Origin of the sequence: Priestia sp. JSM ZJ58 (assembly GCF_044383985.1) — a bacterium.
Lineage (GTDB): Bacteria > Bacillota > Bacilli > Bacillales > Bacillaceae_H > Priestia > Priestia zanthoxyli.
Genome location: NZ_JBISEM010000001.1, coordinates 3,561,125 through 3,573,191, shown reverse-complemented (window position 1 = coordinate 3,573,191; position 12,067 = coordinate 3,561,125). Strand labels below are relative to the sequence as shown.

14 protein-coding genes are annotated in these 12,067 nt (G+C 38.7%); 9 read left to right on the top strand and 5 right to left on the bottom strand.

The genetic code is table 11. The annotated features are described in order from the left end of the window. Positions 1–33 precede the first annotated feature (33 nt). The 3 genes from ACH6EI_RS18635 (at position 34) to ACH6EI_RS18625 (ending at position 1,659) form a co-directional block, all read left to right on the top strand. Positions 34–753 carry a DUF554 domain-containing protein gene (locus tag ACH6EI_RS18635; RefSeq protein WP_099331362.1) on the top strand — a complete coding sequence of 240 codons (720 nt, stop codon included), beginning with the start codon at positions 34–36 and terminating at the stop codon, positions 751–753. 134 nt (positions 754–887) lie between these two features. Beyond that, positions 888–1,262 carry a VOC family protein gene (locus ACH6EI_RS18630; protein ID WP_099330731.1) on the top strand — a complete coding sequence of 125 codons (375 nt, stop codon included), beginning with the start codon at positions 888–890 and terminating at the stop codon, positions 1,260–1,262. Positions 1,263–1,341: 79 nt separating this feature from the next. Beyond that, a complete protein-coding gene (locus ACH6EI_RS18625) occupies positions 1,342–1,659 on the top strand; it encodes a hypothetical protein (protein WP_013082157.1) in 318 nt (105 codons plus the stop codon). 43 nt (positions 1,660–1,702) lie between these two features. Here ACH6EI_RS18625 and ACH6EI_RS18620 read toward each other — a convergent pair whose 3' ends face one another. After that, a complete protein-coding gene (locus ACH6EI_RS18620) occupies positions 1,703–2,020 on the bottom strand; it encodes an iron-sulfur cluster biosynthesis family protein (protein ID WP_013055888.1) in 318 nt (105 codons plus the stop codon). Between the two features lie 506 nt (positions 2,021–2,526). On the opposite strand from ACH6EI_RS18620, the gene ACH6EI_RS18615 reads away from it, so the two are divergent. From ACH6EI_RS18615 to ACH6EI_RS18600, 4 genes are read left to right on the top strand one after another with little or no spacing between them, the layout of a single operon-like run. Beyond that, on the top strand, positions 2,527–4,221 hold the full coding sequence (locus tag ACH6EI_RS18615; RefSeq protein ID WP_099330732.1) for a DUF6583 family protein: 1,695 nt from the start codon (positions 2,527–2,529) through the stop codon (positions 4,219–4,221). A 14-nt stretch (positions 4,222–4,235) separates the two neighbouring features. Next, entirely contained in the window at positions 4,236–5,459 is a 1,224-nt protein-coding gene (locus tag ACH6EI_RS18610; protein ID WP_099330733.1) for an ABC transporter permease, read from the top strand. Next, entirely contained in the window at positions 5,456–6,601 is a 1,146-nt protein-coding gene (locus tag ACH6EI_RS18605) for an ABC transporter permease (RefSeq protein WP_098112685.1), read from the top strand. The genes ACH6EI_RS18610 and ACH6EI_RS18605 overlap by 4 nt, the downstream gene beginning before the upstream one ends. After that, positions 6,598–7,308, top strand: coding sequence for an ABC transporter ATP-binding protein (locus ACH6EI_RS18600; RefSeq protein ID WP_098112684.1), 711 nt, complete (start codon positions 6,598–6,600; stop codon positions 7,306–7,308). The genes ACH6EI_RS18605 and ACH6EI_RS18600 overlap by 4 nt, the downstream gene beginning before the upstream one ends. A 52-nt stretch (positions 7,309–7,360) precedes the next feature. On the opposite strand, the gene ACH6EI_RS18595 is transcribed toward ACH6EI_RS18600, so the two are convergent. The 3 genes from ACH6EI_RS18595 to ACH6EI_RS18585 all read right to left on the bottom strand — a co-directional run bounded on the left by ACH6EI_RS18595 (position 7,361) and on the right by ACH6EI_RS18585 (position 9,570). Further along, entirely contained in the window at positions 7,361–8,716 is a 1,356-nt protein-coding gene (locus ACH6EI_RS18595; RefSeq protein ID WP_028414214.1) for a hemolysin family protein, read from the bottom strand. Between the two features lie 59 nt (positions 8,717–8,775). After that, positions 8,776–9,141: a MerR family transcriptional regulator gene (locus ACH6EI_RS18590; protein WP_033578339.1), complete on the bottom strand. Its 366-nt coding sequence runs from the start codon at positions 9,139–9,141 to the stop codon at positions 8,776–8,778. A 228-nt stretch (positions 9,142–9,369) separates the two neighbouring features. Next, complete coding sequence (locus ACH6EI_RS18585) at positions 9,370–9,570, bottom strand: hypothetical protein (protein ID WP_028414212.1); 201 nt, start codon at positions 9,568–9,570, stop codon at positions 9,370–9,372. 147 nt (positions 9,571–9,717) lie between these two features. Between ACH6EI_RS18585 and gloA2 the strand changes: the two genes are divergently transcribed. Together gloA2 and ACH6EI_RS18575 are read left to right on the top strand one after the other, a co-directional pair. After that, a complete protein-coding gene (gloA2, locus tag ACH6EI_RS18580) occupies positions 9,718–10,116 on the top strand; it encodes an SMU1112c/YaeR family gloxylase I-like metalloprotein (RefSeq protein ID WP_014461134.1) in 399 nt (132 codons plus the stop codon). Positions 10,117–10,121: 5 nt separating this feature from the next. Continuing rightward, the gene (locus tag ACH6EI_RS18575) at positions 10,122–10,988 is read left to right on the top strand and encodes a gamma-glutamylcyclotransferase family protein (RefSeq protein WP_108674506.1); all 867 of its coding nucleotides are present in this window, start codon (positions 10,122–10,124) and stop codon (positions 10,986–10,988) included. Between the two features lie 156 nt (positions 10,989–11,144). Here ACH6EI_RS18575 and ACH6EI_RS18570 read toward each other — a convergent pair whose 3' ends face one another. Continuing rightward, on the bottom strand, positions 11,145–12,020 hold the full coding sequence (locus ACH6EI_RS18570) for an aldose 1-epimerase family protein (protein ID WP_098112682.1): 876 nt from the start codon (positions 12,018–12,020) through the stop codon (positions 11,145–11,147). Positions 12,021–12,067: the final 47 nt, after the last annotated feature.

Sequence of the window (12,067 nt, the reverse complement as noted above, 5' to 3'; positions counted from 1 at the left end):
AGAAATGGCATTATTCAAAGTAAAGGTGACAGTATGTTTATTATAGGAGCATTAGTCAATGGATTAGCAATTGTTGTCGGAACATTAATGGGCAAGCTTGCTCACCGCATTCCTGAGAAAGTAAGCGTGACGGTGATGCAAGCGATGGGGTTATCCGTTATCACCCTCGGTTTGCAAATGGGCTTTAAAAGTCATCAGTTTTTAATTGTAATTTTGAGCTTAGCCATTGGAGCGGTTATTGGTGAGTTCATTGATTTAGATGAAAAGCTAAACCTTTTAGGCAATATGATTGAACGAAAATTTCAATCTCAGCAAAACGGCAAGCAAACATTTAGTATGTCACAGGGCTTTGTGACAGGAACGTTGATCTTTGTTATTGGAGCGATGGCGATCGTCGGGGCATTAGACAGCGGAATACGCGGTGATCACAGCGTATTGTTTACAAAAGCGGTGATGGATGGATTTATCTCATTATTATTAACGACTACGCTTGGAATAGGCGTCATTTTCTCAGCGGTGCCCGTATTTTTGTACGAAGGCATCATTGCGCTATTTGCTACGCAAATCAATGCGGTTGTGCCGCAAGATTTAATGAATAGTATCATTGCCGAAGTCACAGGAGTAGGGGGCGTGTTAATTTTAGCGATTGGAATTAATTTATTAGAAATTATTAAAATTAAAGTTGCTAATTTACTGCCTTCGATTTTAATTGCGGTTGTGATTGTAGTTGTACAGCATACATATTTTTTATGAAGAAAAAGCTTGTGGATGATAGTATTCGCAAGCTTTTTTGTATCTATATGAGCAAAAGTTAAGGGAGTAGCAGGTATAAAGTGATACGTGGATAATGGTATAGAATGAACAGAAAAACAAAAAGGAGGGTAAAAATGCCGAGTCCTGTTTTCAACAAAATGAATACGGTATTTATCCACGTATCTCATTTAAAAACTTCAGTAAAATGGTATAGCGAGCTACTGAGTCAAGAATACAAGATGAGCGAGGTGAAGAACCCCGTTTATAATCTTAAAATTGATGGAGAAACAGGGTTAACGCTGGACGCAGGTCCTGAAGGAACAGAAAAACAAATAGCGGCTAGTCTCCATCCAATTTTTAATTTCCATACGGAAGATATTAAAGAAGCCTATGAATTTGTTAAAGGGATGGACTATACGATTGATTCTCCGATTACTTCTTTTGATGATTTTTCGTTTTTTACGATAAAAGATCCGGATGGACATGTGGTCATGATTTGTACAGGATAAGTAGTTAGCTCCAGAAGTTTAAGGTATAGTATACTAATAATAAAACCCTAATGATATGAAGTAAGGAGAAATACTGCTTATGAAAGACAATCAACAGATTACAGCTCTTATTGCTGCACAAGTGGAGAAGTTAGCACGTCAATTTGGCTATGACTTTTTATCTGAAAAACAAGGGAATCAAACGCTTTGTCAAATTCTTCAGCGAGATGAAGACGGATCTATTTTGGCAACGCCGCTTAGTTTTCATTTACATATGAATGAAGACAAAGGAACGGGAGATATTATTTACTACCATGAACAAGGGGAATTTAAGCGTCAGCAAGTGAATGTATATGAAGAAAATAGCCTTGTGAACGTGTTGTTGTTTATCCAAGAGCGGTTGAAAGTCAATCGATAAAAGACATATGCAAGAAAAAAAGCAGGGAGCTCCCTGCTTTTTTCTATGAATTAATATAGCGCAGTCCTACGCGGTTATTAAAAATTTGGTTATGATTTTTGAAGACAAAAGCACCTGCTGCGTGATCAATCACCAGCTCATTGTCGTACACTTCTTCCATGTCATCATCAACAATAAATTCTAGGTCTTCAACCGTTACAACTTTTTCATAGGGTTGAAGGCTGCGCTTTGAGATGATCTTCATTTCATAAATTGTATTAACAATATCGCAGCTTCCCCGATCAAAAGAAAGCTGAATCATTTGATTTTGTTCCACGTTCTGCAACGCTTCTTTTGCAGAAGGAGTGACGCGTATATTCATAATGATATCCTCCTTTTTCTATCCTCAAATTAAATTGTGTGAAATGTATTTAGGAATACTTTAGTTGATTTTTATGTCACGGGCAAGAAAAAAGCTTTCTTACTATTAGTATTTCCCTTTCAAAACGGAATAAAACGCTGATGTTTTTATCATGTTTTCATAAAGACGTACATAGATATCACCTGTATGTGATGAAAGGAAAGAGGAAAAAACTGCACTTCGTAATTCTTAGGTGTAAATGCTTAATTATAGGAATATATTGTAAAAATACAAGAAGATAAGTCATTTGCGTATTTTAATAGTTATTGAGATAGTTTTGAATAATTGGTTTTATTTTCAATATATTGGGTACTTAAGTAGAGTACTTTGCACACGATATTGCACCGAAAGACATCGGTTTATCGGACTAATTATTGTCTTATTTTGTCGAAGTAGTAGAATTTATGGAAACCATTCCTTATCATGTACAAAGTGACTAACAAAATACATAGGAGGTTCTGGTGTAGATGAGTGAGAAAGATCAAAACAGAACAACAGACGAAACAGCGGCTTCGCTAGAAACAGCGCCCGCTCCAAAAAAAGCGCCAGCTAAATGGATTATCATTTTGGCAGCTTTAATTGTGATTATTGGAGGAGCAATTACATTTGCTACGGTATTTAAAAAATCTCCTAAGCAGTTATATTTAATTTCTGAAGTAAATACGTATCAAAAAGCAGCAGATGAATTAGAAACGAAGTACAGTGAAACGATGGCTTATCAGGAAAAAGCGATGAAGCAGCCTTCTACCACAAATGCTACTATTAAAGGCGGCTTTAATATGGATTCACTTTCGTATGATCCAAGCTTTAAAATGATTCAAGATCTTATCAGTAAAGCTGAAATTAAAATTAAAGCGGAACAAGATCCGAAAAAAAGTGAAGGATATGGTTCACTGGCTCTTAATATCGGCGGTTCAAAAGCGCTTGATCTAGAAGGTTTTCAAACGAAAGAAAGAATAGGCTTTAAAGCTCCGATTCTAGCAAATGAATATTTCTATTTAAACTTAGACGAATATGGACAGGTAGCGCGTAAGTTCGATCCTTCGTATTCAGGTCCTGAAACGCTTGATATTAACACGAGCAACGTAAGTTTAGAAGACTTAAAGTTAACGGAAAAAGAAAAAACCTACATTGCAAAAGAGTACGGAACGTTCATTTATGATCAGCTAGACAGCGATTATTTTACAAAAGAAAAAAATGTGGATTATAAAACAAATGGCAAAACGCTTCAGTTAACAAGCGTGACGCTTAACATGTCTGACAAAGAAACAAAACAATTTATGGATAAACTTATTGCGAAGGTAGCAAAAGATGACAAGCTTCATACTATCTATGCAAATCACGTGTCTAAGCTGTTTAAATCTTCAGCAGCGACAAATCCAGAATTAAAAGATATGGCAGATCCAAAAGAATTGAAAAAATCAGTAAAAGAAAGTCTTCAAGACTTCCAAAAAGAAGCAAAAGATACGACTTACCCTGGCGGTGTTAAATCAACTGTGTACGTTCAAGATGATGTTGTTGTAGCTCGCGATATGAACATGGGCGTAAAAAATGCTTCTAACGATAAAGGAAAACTTAACGTCGTAACTAAAAATATTCCGTATGAAGATAACAAAACGGCTAAGCAGTTCAAAGCAGTCCTAACCGATAGCACTACCGATGATGCATTTACGTTTGATATGAAAAATGACGTAACAACGGAAAGTGAAAAGAGAAAAGAAAACATGTCTATTCATTTGTTAACAAAAGATTCAAAAGATGAAGACACGAATATGACGTTTAAAATGAATTCAGTAATCAACGGTAAAACCGATGCAAAACAGACGGCTGACCGTACTTTCTCTTTAGACTTAGGTGATCAAGAAGATCTAGTAGTAAACGGAGAAGTAAAGCAGAATCAAGCAATAAGTGCTTCAAAAGGAAAAGCAGATTATTCGTTTGATATTCGTACAAAAATAGGACCAAAAGCAGATCCTGCAAACGTTACGTTAAAAATTGACTCTGCTTCTCAATTAAAAAAATCAGCCTCTATTCCAGAGCTTGACGCATCTAATGCGACAAACGTAAAAGATGTAACGCCTGAAGATATGCTGTCGACTCAAGAAAATTTCGCTAAAAATGTTCAAGGTCTCATGATGAATATGGGAACCGCTGGTTACTAAAAGGTGCAAAGCAGATGAAGATATATTTCTCTTTGACTCTTTTTACATGTAAAGCTCTATTGAAAAATATAAAATCTCTCATACTGCTAATAATGATCCCTGCTCTGTTTTTACTTGGAGCAGGGATCATTATTAGTCAGACCATGCAAGGTGAGGAGAAAATAAATCGGTTCCCCGTGGCCATTGTGGATAAAGATGATACTGCACAAACGAAGTACGTCATCGAACAGCTGACCGAAGGTAAGCTTCGCAAGATCATGAAGCCGCTTTACACGAATGAAGAGAAAGCTAAACAGCTGCTGCAGCAAAATAAAGTGGCAGCCATTGTAACGCTGCCAAAAGGTTTTAGTCACGATATTGCTCATGGGAAAAATCAGCCTTTACACGTCATTGGAAACAACAATAAGCCGCTTCAGTCACAGCTGTTTCGCTACGTGATGGAAAGTGCAGCCGACTACACGTCAGCTGCTCAAAGCGGTATTAATACGGTTGATGCCTTTTTAGAAAAAGAAAATGTTTCCGATGAAAAGAGACGCGCAGAATTTAAGAAGAGCTTAGTAACGTTTGGGCTTCATGTATTAGATAGAGGAAGTTTATTTGATGAACAAGTAGAAACGAGTTTCTTTCAGCAGGATATGAAGCAATATTATGTGCTGTCTTTTGCTGCTTTGCTGCTTATGATTTGGAGCTACGGCGGATGGCTGCTTGCTAGTGAAACGCAGACTTCTCCCGTGCTGGATCGAATGAAAACAAGAGGTATATCGTTTCTTCGCATTTATTTAGCGCAGCTGACGGCTCTGTTTGTTCTTTTGCTACCGGTATCTGTCGTTTTGTTTGGAAGCATCATTAAAGGACTGAAACTGCCTGTAACCGGTACGTTCGGAGAGCTTTTTCTAGGGATAAGCGGAAGTTTGTTTGCTTTTTTATGTTTGTTTTTACTTCTTCGGGTTCTTTTTTTATCACAAAAAGCTTATCAACTAACCGGCATGCTGTTTATTTTGCTGAGTGCGATTTTAAGCGGACATGTTGTGCCAGTCGTCTACTTACCAGACTGGGCGAGTGGTTTTCAGAAATGGTCACTCAACACCCGTGTCTTGGAGCTGTTATTTTATGAATTTGATGGATATAACACAAACGAAGCTTTTCTTTACCTTAAGCCTATTCTCATTACGGCAGCAGGAAGTTTTGTTTTTGCTGTTAGCTACGTGATGACTTTGCAAAGGCGGTGGAGAAAATGATCAGTGAAAAAATAAAGCAGCTGCTGAAGCGTCCTATGCTTATTGTCATGATCTTCTTTTTACCTTTAATAGGAACGGTCATCAGCAGCTCATTTTTAGCAAAAGTACAAAGTGATTCAAAAATACCCGTTGCTCTTGTCGATCAAGACCACAGCAACATGTCTAAACAAGTGATGGATCGACTGCGGAAAACAACAGAAATTCAGTTTCTTTCTATGAATGAAGAACAAGCAAGAAAGCAGCTGGCAAAAAATAAAATTGACAGCATTTTTGTGTTTCCTAACGGATTTCAGCAAGAAGTAGAAGCGGGGAATTATCAAGGAGTCATTGATTTGCTTACGTTGCCTTCTTCCGTTGCGACAGAAGCGGTTCGAGAAGTCGTGGCCAGTGAAGTGACACGGTTAACGACAAATGTTAAAGCCGCAAATGAAGTGCTTTTTTTATATAAAGTCTATCACATTCATGCAGGACCGGATTTATGGAAAGAAGCGTATCACTATACCGATAACCAGTGGAAACCAAAGCCGCTGATGACAATTGATTACGAGGCGCAAGGAACGAAGAAGCATAAGAAGCAAGGGAGCGTTCAAATGACCGGATACGTGCCGCTATGGGGATTTTTTACGCTTTTACTTTGCTGCATCACATCAGATTGGATGATTAAAGAGCGGAGTCATCTTTTTAAACGAATGAAGACGATGCAAAAAGGACTTTATGGTTATATTCGAAGCGTCAGCGCCGCTTATGCTGTGCTATACGTGCTTCAAGCTCTCATCAGCTTTGCTCTATTTAAATGGCTGTATGGAGCAGAGTCTTACGGTGTGCTGCTGTATATGTGTATCTATGTGATCACATGCGTTGCTTTTAGCACGTGGCTTGCAAGTGAAAGTCAGCGAGTTGGCTCTTATTATATGATCAGCGTCGTCATGGTCACAGGACTCAGCATAATAGGAGGGAGCTTTTTCCCGGTAGGAGAGCTTTCTGCAACGATTGAAAGAATAAGTCAGTGGCTTCCGCAGCATCTGCTTCTGTATCAGAATACACTGCCGCTTACGTTCATTTGGAAAGAGATAGCTGTTTCCATTGGATGCATATGTTTGTGCACGTTTAAAATAGTGTGGAATGTGAGGAGCATTAAATGATTGAAATTAACAATGTTAGCAAAACATACGGAAAAAAACAATCGTTAGCAAATGTTACGCTGACCGTAGAAAGTGGAGAAGTCATTGGTCTTTTAGGACCAAACGGCGCTGGTAAGTCAACGCTTCTGTCTATTTTGTCTACCATTACGGCTCCTTCAAGCGGGAATGTCACGATTGGAGGCTTATCGCTTAAGAAAAATCAAAAAGCGATACGAGAAGTCATTGGCTACGTTCCACAAGACATAGCGCTGTGGGAAGAGCTTAGCGTAAAAGAAAACATGAAAATGTGGGGCAAAATGACTTCACGCTCTCTGTCGAATGAACAGCTTCAGTCTCTTTGCTCAGCTGTACAGCTCGAAGGAAGATGGAAGGAAAAGGTGAAAAATTTATCAGGAGGCATGAAGCGAAAGCTGAATATAGCCGTTTCACTTATTCATGAACCGTCCGTTTTGTTAATGGACGAGCCGACAGTCGGAATTGATTTGCAGTCCAAGCTTGAGATCATTCGTTACATTAAACAGCTGGCGGCAAAAGGAAAGACGATTATCTATATCACCCATGATTTGAATGAAATTTTAGGCGTGTGTGATCGGTTTGCCGTCTTAAAGGAAGGAAAGCTGGAGTTTGTCGGCACAATGGACCAAGCGAAGGAAAAGACTGGGGAAGACGCAGAAGAGAACGTCGTGTATAAGCTGCTGCATGATTAAGAGTAAACAATCATAAAAAAAGAGCCGCTTCATGAAGAAGCGGCTCTTTCTATTATGCTTGTGTAACTTCTTGTTCTGGTGAATGGCTTTCAGGCTGCACGCGTTCTTCCTCAGGAAGGGCACGTACTTCCACTTCTTTCATTTGGTGACCGTCCATTTCTTTTGCAATAAACTCGTATCCAAAAAGTTTGAACGATTCGCCTTCTTGAATATCGATATTTTGCATCAGCATCCAGCCGCCGATTGTATCGATATCATCGTTTTCAATTTCGATATGAAGCACTTCGTTGACTTCTTCAAGCAGTACTTTTGAGTTAAAGACAAAGTGCTGATCGTTGATTTTTTGAACAAGCGGCTTTTCATCTGTATCAAACTCATCTCGAATTTCTCCAACGATTTCTTCTAAAATATCTTCAACGGTAACGATCCCCGCCGTACCGCCGTACTCGTCAATCAACACGGCCATGTGCGTACGTTTCTTCTGCATCGAGCGCAGTAGGTCTTGAATCGCTACGGTTTCAATTACTTGAATAATAGGATTCATATAAAGCTTCACGCTTTGCTTTTTTAACGCATCGTTAATTACGACATCGTTTAGAATCTCTTTGACGTTGACTAAGCCGATAATGTTATCTTTGTCTCCGTCAACGGTAACAGGGTAACGGGTGTAGCGATCTTCTACAGCAAGCTTTAAGAAATCTTCAATGCTGTCGTCTTCAGAAACAGCTGAAATTTCTGTTCTTGGTACCATGATTTCGCGAGCAACACGGTTATCGAATTCGAAAATGTTGTTCACGTACTTATATTCAGACTGGTTAATTTCCCCGCCTTTAAAACTTTCTGATAAAATAATGCGCAGCTCTTCTTCACTGTGCGCAAGTTCATGCTCTGAAGCTGGCTTTAATCCGAACATGCCAGTTAACAAACGGGCAGAACCATTTAGTAACCAAATGAAAGGGAACATGATTTTATAGAATAAAATTAACGGACGAGCAAACAATAACGTAACTGTTTCAGCTTTTTGAATCGCAAATGTTTTTGGCGCTAATTCACCAACGACTACGTGAACAAACGTTACAAGCGCAAATGCGATAATGAATGAAAGAATATGTGTTAAAGATGCAGCAACACCCAGTTCTTCAAACAGAGGTTCCAAAATCTTCGCAACAGTCGGTTCTCCTAACCAACCGAGTCCTAAAGCAGTAATCGTAATACCAAGCTGACACGCAGATAAATACTCATCTAAGTGTGTCGTTACGGTTTTAACCGCATTCGCTCCTTTTTTGCCTTCAGCAACAAGTTGATCTACCCGTGAACTACGAAGCTTCACAATTGCAAACTCTGAAGCAACGAAAAAAGCAGTGAGTACAATTAAAATCGCAAAAATAATTAAGTTAATGGTTATCAATGAATATACTTACTTTATAGTGCTATAAAGTAAGTAAACACCTCCTGTAAATAATAAATTTACGACAGCAGCAGCAGTAAAGAGTGCAAAAGAGTGACGCTTTCTGGTGAAAGCCGATTCATCATTACTTTTCGATCTTCTTCGTTAAGCTTTTCCATAAGCGGTGCAACTTCTTTTAAACTGTCGTTTAGTACGTAAAATTTGGATGCTAATTCGTCTTTGGAGTGGCTATTCTCGGATTGCTCTACAGAAAAGAGAGAAGAAATTTCTTCAAGAGAACGGCCTTCGCTTTTTAATTTTTCAATTAAGTAAAGACGTTTCAGCGCCTCTTCATTATAAAAGCGATAGTTAGAAGCAGAGCGTTCTGCTTTTAACAACCCAATGTTAGTATAATAGTCAACCGTGCGCTTCGTTACATGTGCCATCTCTGCAAGTTCGCCAATTTTGTATGTCGCAACCCCATCAGAATACCACCTCCTTTAACTATGTCAACCATCACGTGATGGTTTTTATCTACGCAACTATTTATCTTTTATCCTATCGTAATTAAGTATACGCACGTAAGATCAAAAAGTTTCATTTTTTTATTAGCATTCAGTATATCTCAAAATAAGGTAGTTTGACAAAGATTTTATAAAAAAAACTCGCTTATATTAAGCGAGTTTTTTAGTAGGATGACGTACGATAATGTGCATGCGTTCATACACATATTGAATACGTTCAGTATATTCTATGAACTCAGAGCTCATTGGAGATAGCTGATCAGCAATACGGTGCATAATAGCAGCTTCTTCTTTTAACGAATCTAAATTTTGAGTTCGGTCAATTCTAGATTTAAATGTTAACGAAATCATGTTATTCACCTCGTTGTTATATTACTTGTTATGAGACACTATGTCCGTGACTTTTATCACTCTAGTCAAAGGTGATAACGTAATTATTTGATGTTTGCCGGCATTTTGTGTAGGATGATTAGAAAAGGGTTTTTATGGGAGAATGAAATGAATTTAAAACGAATGCACCACGTAGCCATTATAGGAAGTAATTATGAACGTTCAAAAGCTTTTTATGTAAATGTGTTAGGATGCAAGATTATAGAAGAAACATATAGAAAAGAAAGAGATTCATATAAGCTAGATTTAGAAGTAGCTCCTGGCTATCAAATTGAGTTGTTCTCGTTTCCAAATCCGCCACAGCGTCCTTCAAGACCTGAAGCGTGCGGCTTACGCCATTTAGCTTTTGCGGTTGAAAGCGTAGAGGATTCCAAGCGTGAACTAGAGCAGCAAGGGATTGATGTGGAACCTATTAGGGTAGATGAACTAACGGGAAAAAAATTCACATTTTTTGCTGATCCGGACGGGTTACCGCTAGAGCTTTATGAAGAGAAAGAGGGGGAATAAGGAGTATGTGCAATTATTTATTTGTATACGGAACGCTTCTTGAAGGAGAAGGTAATCACGGGTTGCTGCATCATGCGCGCCCTATTGCCAAGCAGGCAAAAACGAAAGGGAAATTATATGACACAAAGCAAGGCTACCCTATGCTCGATATCGACAGTGAACATGTTGTATACGGAGAAGTGTATGAAGTGACCGATCAGCTTATGTGGAAGGCGCTTGATGAATTAGAAGGATACATTCATGAAGGTCATAAAGACAATGAATATGATAAAGTTGTGCAAACGGTTGAAACGGACCAAGGTGAATTTGAAGCCGTTGTATATGTAGCAAGAGACCGTTCTCTGCTGCAAGAATTTATCCCAGGCGGAAACTGGCGCGTATGGAAAGAAGATTTATTAGAAGGCATGCTGTATTTTGCTTACGGTTCATGTATGGATAACGATCGTTTTATTAAGCACGGCGTTGATCAGTATTTCCAAGACTGTCTTGGCAGAGCTGTTTTTAAAGGCTATACGCTTCGGTATAACCACGTTATTCATGACGGAGGACGTGCAGACATGGTTGAAGAAGGCGGAGTTGTTGAAGGCAAACTGTACCGCGTGCCGCCCGAAGCAATTACGTATTTGTATGGCAGAGAAGGCGTAGATAATAACGGCTATCGTCCTGCGATTATCTCTGTTGAGCATGACGGTAAGATGGTGGATCATGTTCTTACTTTTTTTGTGTTAAATAAAGAAAAAGAAGTTGCACCTCCGGATCACTATTCGACTGAAATTATTCGAGGAGCAACAGGTGTACTCAGCGAAGAATACGTTCAGAAGCTAATCGAGCAAGTCCATGCGCTAAAAAATAGCGATGTTGTAAATAACTAATATAAAAAGACGCAAAGACAAAAGTAGTTTAGCTGAAGAAAGCTCCGAACGAGTACTCGTTCGGAGCTTTTCATTGTTATGGTGAACGCAGTCCAGATCATTGATCCCATTTGTTCGTCTCAAGGTTGGATTGATTTTGTTATGTTCTCTGTTGCATTAGCTAAAGAAAACAGAGAATTCTGTTTGAAATACACCGTCTTTTGATAAACGGTTGATGCCTAATTTTTCTTTGAAATTTCCGTTGTGGTCATGCGTATCTGCAATTCCAAACCAAGGTTCGATGCAAAGAAAAGGAGCGATTGTATGATTTTCTGCATCATACTTTGACCAAATACCGACATAAGGGAAATCATTAAACTGAACGTTAATTTGATTTTCATTAACCGGTGATTTAATTGTAATTCCGTCAATATGGCTAAAAATTAACGCGTCATTTGCAAATAAATCTGCGCTTAGCGGCAGCTTGTGCAAGTTTTCTGCAGCCCCTTTTTCATGAATAAGAGCGTCTTTTAATACAAATTCCTTCGGCGTAGTTTCAGAAGGCTCTATTTCTAAATAGTAATCAGAAATCTGCTCGTTTTCACGTAACGGAATACGAAAAGCAGGGTGGGCTCCAATTGAAAAATACATATCCTCTTTATCTTCATTTACTACTTTCCACTGAAACGTTAATCGATTGTTTTCCAGACGGTAGCTAATTTCAACTGAACATTCAAATGGATATACGTCTTTAAACCGGCCGTTTGTGGCAAATTTCAGTCGTGCTGTTTCGTTTGTTTGCTCAATCACGGTGAAAGTAGAATCACGTAAAAAGCCGTGCTGAGGCAAAGAGTATTCGCGCTGATCAACGGTATACTGATCATTTTTTAATCGGCCTACGATTGGAAACAATACTGGCGATACTCGTCCCCAATAAGCGGGGTCTCCGCTCCACATAAACTGCAGGCCTTTTTCTTTATGAAATACTTCTACAACTTCCGCTCCTTTTTCTTCAATGCTGACTTTCATTTCGCTATTTTCTAGTACAATCATTACAACATCTCCCAAATCATTGTTGTACGCTCGAGCAGTCTCAAGCG